Origin of the sequence: Kribbella sp. NPDC058693 (assembly GCF_042715335.1) — a bacterium.
Lineage (GTDB): Bacteria > Actinomycetota > Actinomycetes > Propionibacteriales > Kribbellaceae > Kribbella > Kribbella jiaozuonensis.
The window spans coordinates 516,241-530,028 of record NZ_JBHXSQ010000003.1; the positions used below are offsets into that span (position 1 = coordinate 516,241).

At 68.1% G+C, this 13,788-nt stretch carries 13 protein-coding genes; 7 read left to right on the forward strand and 6 right to left on the reverse strand.

The window, feature by feature from the left end:
* Positions 1–7 precede the first annotated feature (7 nt).
* Positions 8–1,024: a hypothetical protein gene (locus ACFWUU_RS20425; RefSeq protein ID WP_380177280.1), complete on the reverse strand. Its 1,017-nt coding sequence runs from the start codon at positions 1,022–1,024 to the stop codon at positions 8–10.
* Between the two features lie 53 nt (positions 1,025–1,077).
* Here ACFWUU_RS20425 and ACFWUU_RS20430 point away from each other — a divergent pair, with 53 nt between their 5' ends.
* Positions 1,078–2,760 carry an ABC-F family ATP-binding cassette domain-containing protein gene (locus tag ACFWUU_RS20430; RefSeq protein WP_380177281.1) on the forward strand — a complete coding sequence of 561 codons (1,683 nt, stop codon included), beginning with the start codon at positions 1,078–1,080 and terminating at the stop codon, positions 2,758–2,760.
* On the opposite strand, the gene ACFWUU_RS20435 is transcribed toward ACFWUU_RS20430, so the two are convergent.
* Together ACFWUU_RS20435 and ACFWUU_RS20440 are read right to left on the reverse strand one after the other, a co-directional pair.
* Positions 2,757–3,758: a hypothetical protein gene (locus ACFWUU_RS20435; protein ID WP_380177282.1), complete on the reverse strand. Its 1,002-nt coding sequence runs from the start codon at positions 3,756–3,758 to the stop codon at positions 2,757–2,759. The two genes, ACFWUU_RS20430 and ACFWUU_RS20435, sit on opposite strands and share 4 nt — an antisense overlap.
* Complete coding sequence (locus ACFWUU_RS20440) at positions 3,755–4,303, reverse strand: TetR/AcrR family transcriptional regulator (RefSeq protein WP_233715133.1); 549 nt, start codon at positions 4,301–4,303, stop codon at positions 3,755–3,757. The genes ACFWUU_RS20435 and ACFWUU_RS20440 overlap by 4 nt, the downstream gene beginning before the upstream one ends.
* A gap of 121 nt (positions 4,304–4,424) precedes the next feature.
* Between ACFWUU_RS20440 and ACFWUU_RS20445 the strand changes: the two genes are divergently transcribed.
* Complete coding sequence (locus ACFWUU_RS20445; RefSeq protein ID WP_380177283.1) at positions 4,425–4,880, forward strand: nuclear transport factor 2 family protein; 456 nt, start codon at positions 4,425–4,427, stop codon at positions 4,878–4,880.
* 597 nt (positions 4,881–5,477) lie between these two features.
* Here ACFWUU_RS20445 and ACFWUU_RS20450 read toward each other — a convergent pair.
* Together ACFWUU_RS20450 and ACFWUU_RS20455 are read right to left on the reverse strand one after the other, a co-directional pair.
* Positions 5,478–6,287: an SDR family NAD(P)-dependent oxidoreductase gene (locus ACFWUU_RS20450; RefSeq protein WP_380177284.1), complete on the reverse strand. Its 810-nt coding sequence runs from the start codon at positions 6,285–6,287 to the stop codon at positions 5,478–5,480.
* 380 nt (positions 6,288–6,667) lie between these two features.
* Positions 6,668–7,954: a citrate synthase gene (locus tag ACFWUU_RS20455; RefSeq protein WP_233715134.1), complete on the reverse strand. Its 1,287-nt coding sequence runs from the start codon at positions 7,952–7,954 to the stop codon at positions 6,668–6,670.
* 277 nt (positions 7,955–8,231) lie between these two features.
* Between ACFWUU_RS20455 and rplM the strand changes: the two genes are divergently transcribed.
* From rplM to ilvY, 4 genes are read left to right on the forward strand one after another with little or no spacing between them, the layout of a single operon-like run.
* Positions 8,232–8,675: a 50S ribosomal protein L13 gene (gene rplM / locus ACFWUU_RS20460; RefSeq protein ID WP_130441431.1), complete on the forward strand. Its 444-nt coding sequence runs from the start codon at positions 8,232–8,234 to the stop codon at positions 8,673–8,675.
* A gap of 35 nt (positions 8,676–8,710) precedes the next feature.
* Positions 8,711–9,232, forward strand: a complete 522-nt coding sequence (gene rpsI / locus ACFWUU_RS20465; protein ID WP_137258674.1) for a 30S ribosomal protein S9 — start codon at positions 8,711–8,713, stop codon at positions 9,230–9,232.
* 7 nt (positions 9,233–9,239) lie between these two features.
* Complete coding sequence (glmM, locus tag ACFWUU_RS20470) at positions 9,240–10,586, forward strand: phosphoglucosamine mutase (protein WP_380177285.1); 1,347 nt, start codon at positions 9,240–9,242, stop codon at positions 10,584–10,586.
* Positions 10,586–11,413: an HTH-type transcriptional activator IlvY gene (gene ilvY, locus ACFWUU_RS20475; protein ID WP_380177286.1), complete on the forward strand. Its 828-nt coding sequence runs from the start codon at positions 10,586–10,588 to the stop codon at positions 11,411–11,413. Before glmM ends, ilvY begins: the two co-directional genes overlap by 1 nt.
* Here ilvY and ACFWUU_RS20480 read toward each other — a convergent pair.
* The gene (locus ACFWUU_RS20480; protein WP_380177287.1) at positions 11,337–12,392 is read right to left on the reverse strand and encodes a LacI family DNA-binding transcriptional regulator; all 1,056 of its coding nucleotides are present in this window, start codon (positions 12,390–12,392) and stop codon (positions 11,337–11,339) included. The two genes, ilvY and ACFWUU_RS20480, sit on opposite strands and share 77 nt — an antisense overlap.
* A 159-nt stretch (positions 12,393–12,551) precedes the next feature.
* On the opposite strand from ACFWUU_RS20480, the gene ACFWUU_RS20485 reads away from it, so the two are divergent.
* Entirely contained in the window at positions 12,552–13,787 is a 1,236-nt protein-coding gene (locus tag ACFWUU_RS20485; RefSeq protein WP_380177288.1) for an extracellular solute-binding protein, read from the forward strand.
* The last annotated feature ends 1 nt before the right edge of the window (position 13,788 follow it).

A 13,788-nucleotide genomic window follows, 5' to 3' on the forward strand; every position in this document is an offset into this window, starting at 1 on the left:
GGGTCGCCTACCGAGCCGCTCCGCCGCCTGAGCGGAACCTGTCCGCGCGCCACGCCGGAGGGGCCGCCGCCGCAGTACCTGACGCCGCCGCGCCTCCACCTGCGGCTGCCCCGCCACCACTGCCGGACTGGGTGCCGTGGTCCAGGAACTGCCGCAGGTGTGCGGTTTCCAGCCCGCCGGACGACTGCCGGTACTGCTGCTCGATCGTGTCGAGCGTGCGCTCGAGGTTGCGGATCGCGCGGGCGGAGAACTCCCGTCCCAGACCGTCGAGCGCCAACGGGTCCCGGTGCGGCGACTCGTACTTGTGCAGCCCGGCGAGCTCGTGACGCAGTGGCCGACTGAGACTCCTCCGGACCTCCGGCATGTGCGCAGGCGGCATCAGCCCAGCCAGACGGGTCGCGATGACCAGGTCGGCCATCGCGTTGTAGCGCTGCAGCCGAGGTGTTTGCTCGACGGCCGACAGGACGTCCTCGCGTGGCAGACCGGTGACTCTGTGCAGACCGGTGAGCACTCCGTCGACGCCTGCCTGGAAGCCGGGGTACAGCGAACCGCTGAAGGCTCCGATGGAGCCGGGGATCGCCTGATCCATCTGGATGTCCTGCATGATCAAACCGGTCAGGCGGGTCGCCTTCACCTCCGCGAGGCCCTCGCTCAGTGCTTCGTCCTCAGGACTCAGCTCTTGAATCGCATCGGGCGCTGACGCGTCGCCCAGCTCGGCCTGATGGTGGTCGGTCTCGTGCACGATCACCGCCACGCCGAGGCGGGCCCGCTGAAGACCTTGCCGGCTGAGCGTCTCCGGTGCGTCGTACGCGCGCATGACCGGGTCGAGGATGAGCGCGCGGTTGACCACCATCGGTCCGGACGGTACTGCGGCCGCGAGCACGCCGGTCCGGTCCTCGTACAGCCGCCGGTTCCAGGACGACGCCCGGCCGGTACGGCGTTCGACCGCCTCGACGACGAATGTCACCCACGCGTACTCACGGGTGCCGGGCAGGATCTCCGGGCCGAGAACGACGGTTGCCACGCGCGTCACGATAACTGGTCGCGTGGGCTGTACAGGCCGGTCAGACTGGGGGGATGGGTCACGTGGATGTCGGCGGTGTCGGGTACGAGTTGCCGGACGGGCGGGTGTTGCTCGACGACATCACGTTCCGGGTCGGTGACGGTGCGAAGGTCGCTCTGGTCGGTGCGAACGGCTCCGGCAAGACCACGCTGACCCGGATCATCGCGGGCGACCTGAAGGCCCACAGCGGCAGCATCTCCCGGTCCGGTGGGCTGGGAGTGATGCGCCAGTTCGTCGGCTCGGTGCGGGACTCGTCGACCGTCCGTGACCTGCTGCTGGCCGTCGCGCCCCAGCCGATCCAGGAGGCCGCGGCCAAGCTGGACAAGGCCGAGCTGGCGATGATGGAGGACGAGACCGAGAAGACCCAGCTCAAGTACGCACAGGCCGTGTCGGACTGGGGTGAGGTCGGCGGGTACGACGCTGAGGTTCTCTGGGACGTGTGTACGACGGCGGCACTCGGCGTACCGTTCGACCGCTGTCGCTGGCGTGAGGTGAAGACGCTGTCCGGTGGTGAGCAGAAGCGCCTGGTGCTGGAGGCGTTGCTGCGCGGTCCGGACGAGGTACTGATCCTGGACGAGCCGGACAACTACCTCGACGTACCGGGGAAGCGCTGGCTGGAGGAGCAGCTGCGGACCAGCGACAAGACCGTGCTGTACATCAGCCACGACCGGGAGTTGCTGGCCAACACCGCTACCCGGATCGTCACCGTCGAGCTGGGTGCGGCCGGCAACACCGCGTGGACGCACGGCGGCGGCTTCGCGACGTACCACGAGGCGCGGCGGCACCGGTTCGAGCGGTTCGAGGAACTGCGCAAGCGCTGGGACGAGGAGCACGCGAAGCTCCGGGCGCAGATGCTGATGTACAAGCAGAAGGCGGCGTACAACTCCGACATGGCTTCGCGGTACCGGGCATCGCAGACCCGGCTGCGCAAGTTCGAGGAGGCTGGGCCGCCGCAGGCGTTGCCGCGCGAGCAGAAGGTCAGCATGCGCCTCACCGGCGGCCGCACCGGCAAACGCGCCGTTGTGTGCACCCAGCTCGAGCTGACCGGTCTGATGAAGCCCTTCGACCTGGAGGTCTGGTACGGCGAACGTGTCGCCGTACTGGGATCGAACGGGTCCGGGAAGTCGCACTTCCTCCGGCTGCTCGCCAACGGCGGTTCGGATCCGGATGTGGAGCACCAGCCGGTCGGTGAGGTGAAGATCGCCCCGGTGGCGCACACCGGCAACGCCAAGCTCGGTGCACGCGTACGGCCCGGGTGGTTCGCGCAGACGCACGAGCACCCGGAGCTGGTCGGTCGGACGTTGCTGGAGATCCTGCACCGCGGTGACGACCACCGCGAGGGAATGGGGCGTGAGCTGGCGTCACGGAAGCTGGACCGGTACGAGCTGGCGCACGCGGCCGAGCAGACGTTCGACAGCCTGTCCGGAGGGCAGCAGGCGCGGTTCCAGATCCTGCTGCTGGAGCTGTCCGGTGCGACGCTGCTCCTGCTCGACGAGCCGACGGACAACCTGGACGTGGAGTCCGCAGAGGCGCTGGAGGACGGGCTGGACGCCTTTGACGGCACTGTGCTCGCTGTGACCCACGACAGGTGGTTCGCTCGCGGATTCGACCGGTACCTGGTCTTCGGCGCCGACGGGTCCGTGTACGAACCGGACGAGCCGGTCTGGGACGAGGGCCGGGTGGAGCGGGCTCGCTAGGGCTCCAGACACCACCCGTTGCGGTAGGCGGTCCAGTTGTCCTCGGTGGCGGTGAAGTCGACGTACAGGGCCAGGCCGAAGTTCTGACGGGTTGAGTCGCCCAGGCCGAGGCGGGCGCCGCGGACTGCCGCGGGGACCGTCTCGGCGTGGCCCCAGTGGGACGGGTTGCTCTCCCAGTACGCCGGGAGGCCCATGAGGAGCACTGTGTTCGGGGGAGTGACCTCTAGCGCCAGCTTGGTCTGCTTGGCGACGTAGCCGCCGTACAGGGACTCGAGTGGCATGGCGGTGTCGTACGACATGACGGCGATCTGGTCGACCCGGCTCGCCACCTTGGCGAAGTACTCCTGTGACCACCACTTGTCGATCGGGATCGCGTGCAGGTACCAGAGCGGGTCGATCTGCGCGGCTGCGACCGACAGCGTGGTGTGGAGCGCGCGGGTCTCGTCCAGAACGGCCAGGTAGCCCTTCGAGCCGGAGCGGACCGGCTCGAAGTCGTAGTGGATGCCCTGGAAACCCTGTGCCAGCACGGCTTTCGCCGACGCGACCACCCGCTCGCGGACGGCCGCATCGTCGAGGTCCATGCCGGGGTTCTTGCCCGGTTGTACGACGTCGCCGAGCCAGGCCTGCACGCGTACGGCGGGGGCCGCCGCGTGCATCGCGTCGACGAACCAGCGCGCCTTCGGCGAAACCTTTGCCAACGGCAACGAACCGTCGTGCTCCAGCGGGCCGGTGTGTACGTACAGATCGCGGATCCCGGTGCTCTGCAGGCGCTGGGCCAGTGCGGTGACGTCTGCAGCGGTCTTGCGGCCGTCGACCCAGGCGTGGCCGAGCCAGAGCGCGTCGTGGTCCCGGGTGCGAGCGGTTGGGTCACCGGAGTACTGCAGCCGCAGTGAGGCGGCGTAGGTGCCGAGAGGTGCGATCACCAGCACGACGACGGCGAGGGCTGCTGAGATCAGGACCCGGCGGAGGCGGGACCAGGAGCGCCAGCGGCGTCTCACGAACGCGGCGCCAGGCCGTCGTAGATCAGGGCGAGCATCCGGTCGCGCACCGGCGGCTCGAGCTTGGCCGCGGTCGCGCCGCGGGACGCGCCGATCATCAGCGCGTACACCTCGGCCATCTCCGCGTCCGACCTCACTGCGCCGGCACGTTGGGCCGCGGTGAGTAGGCCGTTGAATGCCTCTCGCATGCCGTGACCGGCCGCCCGTGCTTCCTCGCCGGCAGCTGCGCCGGCCGCGGTCAGCGCCTCGGCGATCGCCAGCTTCGACGCCGACTCGGTCACCACCTGCGTGAAGAACTCGTAGAACGCCTTGCCCGGGTCGTCGCTGCCGGCCAGCTCCAGCGCGCGGTCCCGCAGGCGTTCGAGCCGCAATGTCAGTACGGCCTCGAGCAGCTCGGTCTTGGTCGGGAAGTGCCGGAACACGGTGGCGATACCGACCCCCGCCAGCCGCGCGACGTCATCCGTGGACGCGCCCGGCGATCGCCCGAAGACATCGTCCGCCGCGGTCATGATCCTGGCCCGGTTGTCGCGCGCGTCTGCTCGCACCCCAGCTCCCCTCCGTCGCCCTCAGCCTAAGAGACGCCGCGAACCGGCCCAGGGTTGTAAACGAAGTCGTTACTCCATATATTCGAAGTCATCACTCCGTTTATCTCCTGTGAGGATTCCGATGACTCCCGAAGAGGTCTTCCTGAAACTGGTCCACGGCGTCGCCGACCGCGACTTCGCCGTACTGCCGGAGCTGTACGCCGAGCAGACCGACGTACGCCACCCGATGAACCCGTACGGCGACCACCCGCTGCTGTCCCGCGCCGCGCTCGCGGAGCACTTCGGCGTGAACGGTCCGCGGGTGAGCGAGGTGGTCCGCTTCCAGCCGGCCAACATCCGCGTGCACCAGACAGCCGACCCCGAGGTGATCGTCGCCGAGTTCGAGTACGCCGGGACCGTGCTGGCCACCGGCGATCCGTTCACCGTGCCGGCGATCTTCGTACTCCGGATCCGGGACGGGCTGATCGTCGAGTCGCGCGACTACATTGACCACCTGGCGATGATCCGAGCCCGCGGCCAGGTAGACCAACTCATCACCCACCTCCGGGAACCGTCCCCCACCCCAGCCGCGTCCTAACCCCCAGAACCCCCCGATGGCCCCGGACCGAGGCACCAAGCCCGCCCGGGGCCATCCCCAATCCAAAGGACACCGCTCCGCGGCGGCCGTCCTGTCGGCCGCCTCCGGCGGCGTACGCGATCGTCTCCCCAGCTGCATGTGATCGGCGCGAGGTGCTGCCTCCCGAGCGCCCGCAAAGGACACCGCTTCGCGGCGGCTGTCTTGCCGGCCGCCTCCGGCGGCGTATCCGCATCGCCCCCCGGCTGCACGTGATCAGCGCACCAACTGCTGCCTCTCGAGCGCTGGCGAAAAGGACACCGCTTCGCGGCGGCCGCTTTGTTGGCCGCCTTCGGCGGCGTGCGGACCGCACCCGGGCTGGACGTGATCGGCGCACCAGATGCTGCCTCTGGAGCCCCGAGAAGGTCACCGCTTCGCGGCGGCTGTCTTGTTGGCCGCCTTCGGCGGCGTATGCGCAGTGCACCCCGGCTGCACGTGATCGGCGCACCAGTTGGCTTCTCTCGAGCCTGCTTAGGAGGCCGCTTCGCAGCGACTGTTCTGGTTGCCGCCCTCGGCGGCGTTCGCGGACGGGATCCCCTGCGCCTCAGCTCGTGGGCTAGTTCAGCGGGGGACGGGGTCGGAGAAGTGGTACTCCTCGGCCAGGGATGAGGTGCGGACCACCTGCCCGGTGTGGCGAGCTACGTCCGGGTCGGCGGCTAGAGCTGCTACTGCTCGGCCGACGAAGAGTGGGGACTCGGAGACCGTCAGGTCCATGTACTCGGCCGCTCGCAGGACCGACTCCGTGCGGACCAGGCCCGGGTAGAGCGACACCGCAGTCACGCCGTGATCGCGGAGTTCGTGGGCCATGCAGGCGATCATGTGGTCGGTCGCCGCCTTCGCGGCGCCGTACGCGACTCCCGTATCGGTCTTCTCGGCGCCCTCCGACGACACGTTGACGATCAGCCCCGAGCCCGCAGCCACCATCGCCGGCGCCGCAGCCGCAGTCGTCACGTAGTGAGCCCGTACGCCGGCCTGGAACGCCGCATCCCACCGCTCGAGCGGCTGCGTCCAGAAACCGGCCTCCTCCCAGAACGGCGTGCCGTCCCAGAAGTACTCGTATCCACCCCACACGTTGTTCACGAGCACGTCGATCCGCCCGGCCTCCTCGATCACTCGCTGGACGGCCGCTCGCGTTTGCTCGTCGTCGCGATGATCGCACGCGATCGCGATCCCTCGCCCGCCCTGCTCGGTAACCTCCGCGGCCGTCTCCTGAACGGTCCCCGGCAACGGCGTAGGTGCAGCCCCGCCGGCCTCCGACCGCCCCGTCACATAGACAGTCGCCCCCTGCTCCCCAAGCCCGAGCGCGATGCCCTTCCCGACCCCACGACTAGCGCCTGTAACAAGCGCAACCTTCCCCTCCAACGTCCCCATCAGCCGGACGTAACAGCGCCCATGGACAGAACGCGGCGGCGATTCCCGGCGGCTGCGGTTGTGTGCGGCGATCGCGTGTAGGCGGGTCCGGCTCGCTCGCCGCCGAAGGCGGCCGAACAAGGCAGCCGCCGCGCAGCGGCGTCCTTTCGGTGGTCGGCGGGGGCAGCTCCAGCGCCGATCCCGTGCTCGCGTCCCCACAATGCGCACGCCGCCGAAGGCGGCCGACAAGACAGTCGCCGCGGAGCGGTGTCCTTCCGCGGGTGTTCGACGGGCGGTTGTCTGCGGCGATCGCGTGCCTGCGGATCACGCTCGCCAAACAGGCAGCCGCCGCGAAGCGGTGTCCTTTGCAGGTGTCCGGTTCGCGGCGGCTGGGTGGAGAGTTAGCGGTCGCCCATGGGGACGTACTGGACGCCGCGTTCGCCGGTGTAGATCTGCTTGGGGCGGGCGATCTTCTGGTCGCCGTCGCCGAGCATTTCGAGCCACTGGGCCAGCCAGCCGGAGGTGCGCGGGATGGCGAACAGGACGGTGAACATCTCCGGCGGGAACTGCAGGGCCTCGTAGATCAGGCCGGAGTAGAAGTCGACGTTCGGGTAGAGCTTGCGGGAGACGAAGTACTCGTCCTCCAGCGCGATCTTCTCCAGCTCGACGGCGATCTTCAGCAGCGGGTTGATGCCGGTGACCTCGAAGACGTCGTCGGCGGCCTTCTTGATGATCTTGGCGCGCGGGTCGTAGTTCTTGTAGACCCGGTGACCGAAGCCCATCAGCCGCTCTTCGCCGTTCTTCACGCCCTCGATGAACGACGGGACGTGGTCGACCGAGCCGATCCGGCGGAGCATCTTCAGTACTGCCTCGTTGGCGCCGCCGTGCAGTGGGCCGTAGAGCGCCCCGATCCCGCCGGCCACCGCGGTGTACGGGTCGACCTGGGTGGAGCCGATCGCGCGGACCGCGTTCGTCGACGCGTTCTGCTCGTGGTCGGCGTGCAGGATGAACAGGATCTCCAGCGCCCGCACCAGGCGGTCGTCGGCGGCATACTTCGGCTCGCTCATCTTGAACAGCATCGACAGGAAGTTCGCCGTGTAGCTGAGCTCGTTGTCCGGGTACACGTACGGCTTGCCCTGCGCGTGCCGGAACGCGAACGCGCCGAGCGTCGGCATCTTCGCGATCAGCCGGCGGATCTGCAGCGCCCGCGACTCCTCGTCGAAGATGTTGCGCGACTCGGGGTAGAACGTGGACAGCGCGCCGACCGAGGCCAGCAGCATGCCCATCGGGTGCGCGTCGTACCGGAAGCCCTGCATGAAGGTCTTCAGGTTCTCGTGCACGAACGTGTGATACGTCACGTCGTGGGCCCAGGCCTCGTACTCCGCCTTGTTGGGCAGCTTGCCGTTCACCAGGAGGTACGCGACCTCGAGGTAGTTGGACTGCTCGGCGAGCTGCTCGATCGGGTACCCGCGGTACTCCAGGATGCCCTTGTCGCCGTCGATGAAGGTGACGGAGGAACGGCAGGAAGCCGTGTTGACGAAGCCGGGGTCGTAGGTGGCGAGCCCGCCGTCGCCGTCGGATGCGCTGATCTGCTTGAGGTCGGCGGCACGGATAGTGCCATCGGTGATGGCAAGGTCGAAGTCCTTGCCGGTCCGGTTGTCCCGGACGGTGAGCGACTGTTCGGTCACAATGCCCTCTTCGGAAGCTGGCGTCATCGCCTGGATGAATGAGGGTAGATCAGCCGGCGGGACGCGGGTTCGGACTGCAATCTTCACCGCTAAACTAGTGCGGTCCTCAGCTGCTTCCAAGCCGGGGTCCCCTCGGCGTGTGGGCTCGCTTTGACCCGCGCATGCCGTCGCCGGTATTCTGGGCTGCTGTTGTGCGTTCCAGGTCCTGACCTCATGTCGGCGGACCGCTCGCCGACGTCCAGATTTGTCAACCTCTGAGAAACGAAGGTCAACGACCGTGCGCACGTACAGCCCGAAGCCTGCTGACGTCACCCGTGAGTGGCACGTGATCGACGCCACCGACGTCACGCTCGGTCGGCTCGCCGTCCAGATCGCCACCCTGCTGCGCGGCAAGCACAAGCCGACGTTCGCACCGCACGTGGACGGCGGCGACTTCGTCATCGTCGTCAACGCCTCCAAGGTGGCCCTGTCGGGCACCAAGCGGACCGACAAGCTGGCGTACCGCCACTCGGGTCACCCGGGTGGTCTGACCGCGACGCCGATCGGCGAGATCCTCGACAAGGACCCGCGTAAGGCCGTCGAGAAGGCCGTCTGGGGGATGCTGCCGAAGAACCGCCTGAGCCGGAAGCTGCTGACCAAGCTGAAGGTGTACGCCGGCCCGGAGCACCCGCACACGGCCCAGCAGCCGAAGCCGTTCGAGATCACCCAGATCGCCCAGTAAGCGATCGACGAACCAGGTAAACGAGGATTCACAGCGTGAGCGACATCACCACCGAGACCGAAGAGTTCGACCCCGAGGTCCCCATCGACAACGAGGGCCCGGTCGCCTACACCTCCGAGACCAACCCGGCTCCGGAGCAGCGCGCCGAGACGGGTCGGGTCGCGGTCATCAACCCGGCCGGCGCCACTGGTCGCCGCAAGGAGGCCGTCGCCCGCGTCCGGATCGTCCCGGGCACCGGCAAGTGGAAGATCAACGGGAAGGACCTCGACGTCTACTTCCCGAACAAGGTCCACCAGCAGCACGTGAACGAGCCGTTCGTCGTCGCGGGCCTCGAGGGCTCGTACGACGTGATCGCCCGGATCAACGGCGGCGGTATCACCGGCCAGGCCGGTGCGCTGCAGCTCGGTGTCGCCCGCTGCCTGAACGCGGCGGACCTCGAGGCCAACCGTCCGGGTCTGAAGAAGGCCGGCCTGCTGACCCGCGACGCGCGGATCAAGGAGCGCAAGAAGGCCGGACTCAAGAAGGCCCGTAAGGCGCCTCAGTACAGCAAGCGCTGATCACCTGATGGGGCGTTTGTTCGGTACGGACGGAGTCCGTGGCCTGGCGAACGTGGACCTGACCGCGGAGCTGGCGCTCGACCTTTCGGTCGCGGCAGCTCACGTACTCGGCGAGGCCGGTGCCTTCGAAGGGCACCGGCCGCGCGCCGTTGTGGGCCGGGATCCTCGTGCCAGTGGTGAGTTCCTCGAAGCCGCCGTTGTCGCTGGTCTTGCCAGCGCCGGCGTCGACGTCGTCCGGCTCGGCGTACTGCCGACCCCGGCCGTCGCATACCTGACCGGCTCGACCGGCGCTGACCTCGGTGTGATGCTGTCCGCCAGCCACAACCCGATGCCGGACAACGGCATCAAGTTCCTGGCACGCGGCGGGATCAAGCTCGATGACGTGATCGAGGACGCCATCGAGGCCCGGATGAACGAGGAGTGGCAGCGCCCGACCGGCGCGGCCGTGGGCCGTGTGATGGACGACGGGCAGGGCTTCGAGACGTATGTCTCGCACCTGGTCCGCTCGGCCCCGAACCGGTTCGACGGGCTCAAGGTCGTCATCGACTGCGCCAACGGCGCGGCCTCGCAGACCGCGCCGGAGGCACTGCGCCGGCTCGGCGCCGAGGTGGTCACGGTCGCCGCGTCCCCGGACGGTCTGAACATCAACCTGAACTGCGGATCCACGCATATCGAGGGTCTGCAGCGTGAGGTGATCGGTCACCGCGCCGACGTCGGCATCGCGCTCGACGGTGACGCCGACCGCTGCCTGGCGGTGGACGCGAACGGCGAGCTCGTCGACGGCGACCAGATCCTCGCAGTACTGGCGCTCGCGATGCGCGACAGCGGCCGGCTGTCGAACGACACCGTCGTCGCGACCGTGATGAGCAACCTGGGCTTCGTCCAGGCGATGGTCCGGGAGCGGATCGCGGTCGAGCAGACCAAGGTCGGCGACCGGTACGTGCTCGAGGCAATGAAGGCCGGCGGCCACAAGCTCGGCGGTGAGCAGTCCGGACACGTGATCCTGTCCGACCACGCCACCACCGGCGACGGCACGCTGACCGCGGTCATGCTGCTGGCCCGGGTCGCGCAGACGGGGAAGAGCCTGGCCGACCTGGCCGGCGCGATGACCCGCCTCCCGCAGGTGCTGGTCAACGTGAAGGACGTGGACAAGAACCGCGCGGGCACCGACGCCACAGTCCAGTCCGCCGTCGCGGAAGCCACCTCTCGCCTGGGTGACTCCGGCCGGGTCCTGCTCCGCCCGTCGGGCACCGAGCCGCTCGTCCGCGTCATGGTCGAGGCCGAGTCCTCGGACACCGCGCACGAGATCGCCCATTCCCTCGCCGACGTGGTTGCGACGTCACTGAAGCTGTAGTGGAGCATCGAGAGCTGGAGCTGTTCCTGCATCTGGCGCGGACGCTGAACTACGGACGCACCAGCCTCGAATGCCACGTCAGTGCGGCCACGCTGACCCGCACGATCCAGCGACTGGAGACGCGGGTCGGCGCCCGGTTGCTCGATCGCGGACCGCGTGGCGTCGTACTGACTGCCGAGGGGCGGCGGTTCTCGGCGTACGCCGAGCAGGCGCTGGGACTGTGGGACGACTACCGCGCAGGGGCTGACGAGCCGGCCGGGCTGACGGGGGAGTTGCGGATCTTCGCGACCGTCACCGCGTGTCAGACGTTGCTGCCGGACCTGTTGGCGCCGTTGCGTACGGCGCATCCGCAGATCCGGCTCGATGTGCGGACCGGTGACGCGGCGGCTGCGCTCGCGCGGTTGGACGAGGGCGAGGTAGATGCCGCAGTTGCGGGGATCCCGAAGCGGCTCCCACAAACGCTGGTCAGTCGACCGGTTGCTGTCACAGATCTGGTGCTGGTGGAGGCTCGCGAGGGCGCCGTGGACGAGGCGTACGTCGTACCCGCGCGCGGGCTCGTGCGTGAGGCAGCGTTCCGGTGGTTTCGGGCGACCGGCGCGAAGCCGGTGATTGCAGCCGAGCCGGACGGGCATGAAGCACTGCTTGCCCTTGTCGCGTTGGGATGTGGGACAGGAGTCGTGCCGCGGCTGGTGCTCGAGTCCTCCGCTGTGCGGGAGCGCCTCAGAGAAGTCCCTGCTGAACTCGAGGACCTTACGATCGGGCTTTGCGTGCGGCGCGCCGACCTGCACCGGCCTTTGATCGCGGCGCTCTGGGACCTGCGACCGTAGCGCCCGGATACAGCTTGGCCGGCACAAGCTGGGGTGGGAGCGGGTCGGCGCCCTCGACCTGGCGGATCAGCGATTCGGTGCCCAGCTGCCCCAGCTCCGGACCGGGCGTACGCATGATCGTCAGCTGTGGATTCGTCAGCGCCGCCATTTCCGGTGCCATCAGCAACGGTAGGACCGAGATGTCCTCAGGAACCTTGTAACCAAGGCGATTCAGCCCCGCCACCGCCCCGAGTGCCGCGAACTCGTTGACGATCAGCACGCCCGTGGTGTCAGGATGCGCCTCGACCAACTGAGCCATCGCCTCCTGCCCGGACTGCGTCGAACCCGAGCTCTCCATCACCACGATCTCCAGCCCGTACTCCGCCGCCACCCGCCGGTACGCCGACTCCGAGCGCACGTACGGCCCGTAGGTGCTGAACACCGGATCGGTCAGGTTCCCCGAGATCAGCACGATCCGCCGATGCCCGAGCTCGTACAGATGCCCGACCGCATCCTCGACCGTCCGGTCGAAGTCGATGTCGACGTGGGCCAGGCCCTCCAACGACGACGTACGCCCGATCAACGCGAACGGCGTCGACGTCTCCTGCAACACCGTCACCCGTGGATCGTCCAGCTGGACCTCCATCAGTACGACGCCGTCCACCAACCCCTGCCCGACCAGCTCCTTCAGCTCCGTCCCGTCGTTCCCGACCGGCCAGAGCACCAGGTGGTAGTCCTGCTTGCGCGCCGCGTCCGCCGCGCTGGTGAAGAACTCCGCCGCCGAGAACCCGAACTTGTGGTCGAGCGCCGGATACGCCATCGCGATGATGTGCGTACGCCGACTCGCCAGCGCCCGGGCCACCACGTTGCGGCGGTACCCGAGCTCGGCCATCGCCGCCTCGATCCGCGCCCGGGTCGTCGCGGTCACCGGCTTCGTGTCGTTCAGCAGGAACGAGACCGTCGCGATCGACACCCCGGCCCGCTCCGCAACGTCGCGCATCGTGACCATCGATCCGACCCCCTCTGAACTCTTGACAGCGATGTGACCTACGGAACATAGTCCTTCAACGCCTCAGTTAAGCGGTTTACCGCCCAATCGACAAGTGCATCGAAATTTTTCCTCGTCCGTTGGTTAAACGCTTAGAAGGAGCCCGATGTCATGATCAGCAAGCGGATCGCTGCCGCGCTGGCGGGTGCGACGACGGTGTCGCTCCTGCTGGTCGCCTGCGGTGACAACGGCGGCGGTGGCCAGTCGTCGTCCTCGTCCGGCGACAGCGTCAAGAGCCTCACGATCCTGGACTACTACAACAACGAACCGGACAAGTCCCTTGTACAGAAGGGACTTGACTCCTGCGCGTCGCAGCTCGGAATCACGATCCAACGGGAGACGGTGCCTGGTGACACCTTGATCCAGAAGGTGCTGCAGCAGGCGTCCTCGAAGACGCTGCCCGACGTGCTGATGCTCGACAACCCCGACGTACAGCAGATCGCCGCGACCGGCGCGCTGGCGCCCTTGAACGACATGGGGCTGACCAGCGACGGAGTGATCAAGGGCATGGTCGACGCGACGTCGTACCAGGGCAAGCTCTACGGGCTCGCGCCGGTGACGAACACGATCGCGTTGTTCTACAACAAGGACATGCTGGCCGAGGCCGGCGTCCAGCCGCCGAAGACCTGGGACGAGCTGAAGGCCGCGGCCAAGAAGCTGACCAAGCCCGGCCGGTACGGGATGGCGTTCAACGCGAACGCGACGTACGAAGGCTCGTGGCAGTTCTTGCCGGCGATGTGGACCAACGGCGGTGACGAGACCGATCTGACCAGCCCACAGGTCGCGGATGCCCTGCAGTTGTGGGTCGACCTGGTGAAGTCGGGGTCGGCGTCGAAGAGCGTCATCAACTGGACGCAGGGCGACGTCAACGACCAGTTCATCGCCGGTAAGACCGCGATGATGGTGAACGGCCCGTGGCAGATCCCGTCGCTGAACAAGAACCCGAAGATCAAGTGGGACGTGGTCACGTTCCCGCTGAACAAGCCGGACCAGACGCCGGTCGCGCCGCTCGGCGGCGAGGCCTGGACCGTCCCGCTGAACAAGGACCAGGCCAAGCAGCAGAAGGCCGCGGACTTCGTGAAGTGCCTGAACTCGGACGAGAACGAACTGGCCTGGGCGAAGGCCCGGTTCACGCTCCCGACCAAGCTCGCGCTGCTCGACCAGTACGCCAAGGACGTGCCTTCGATGAAGGCCTTCGCCGAGCAGGTGAAGACCGCCCGGGCCCGGACCGGCAAGCTGGGTGACAAGTGGCCCGACGCCGCCAAGGTGATCTACCAGGCCATCCAGCTGGCGCTGACCGGTAAGGCCTCGGCCCAGGACGCCTTCAAGCAGGCTTCCGGCGGCTGAT

What these genes read in the sequence shown, in the direction of transcription:
- ACFWUU_RS20430 (WP_380177281.1), top strand. Translation starts at nt 1,078, where the DNA reads ATGGGTCACGTGGATGTCGGCGGTGTCGGGTACGAGTTGCCGGACGGG.
- ACFWUU_RS20445 (WP_380177283.1), top strand. Translation starts at nt 4,425, where the DNA reads ATGACTCCCGAAGAGGTCTTCCTGAAACTGGTCCACGGCGTCGCCGAC.
- ACFWUU_RS20450 (WP_380177284.1), bottom strand. Translation starts at nt 6,287, where the DNA reads ATGGGGACGTTGGAGGGGAAGGTTGCGCTTGTTACAGGCGCTAGTCGT.
- glmM (WP_380177285.1), top strand. Translation starts at nt 9,240, where the DNA reads ATGGGGCGTTTGTTCGGTACGGACGGAGTCCGTGGCCTGGCGAACGTG.
- ACFWUU_RS20480 (WP_380177287.1), bottom strand. Translation starts at nt 12,392, where the DNA reads ATGCGCGACGTTGCGGAGCGGGCCGGGGTGTCGATCGCGACGGTCTCG.
- ACFWUU_RS20485 (WP_380177288.1), top strand. Translation starts at nt 12,552, where the DNA reads ATGATCAGCAAGCGGATCGCTGCCGCGCTGGCGGGTGCGACGACGGTG.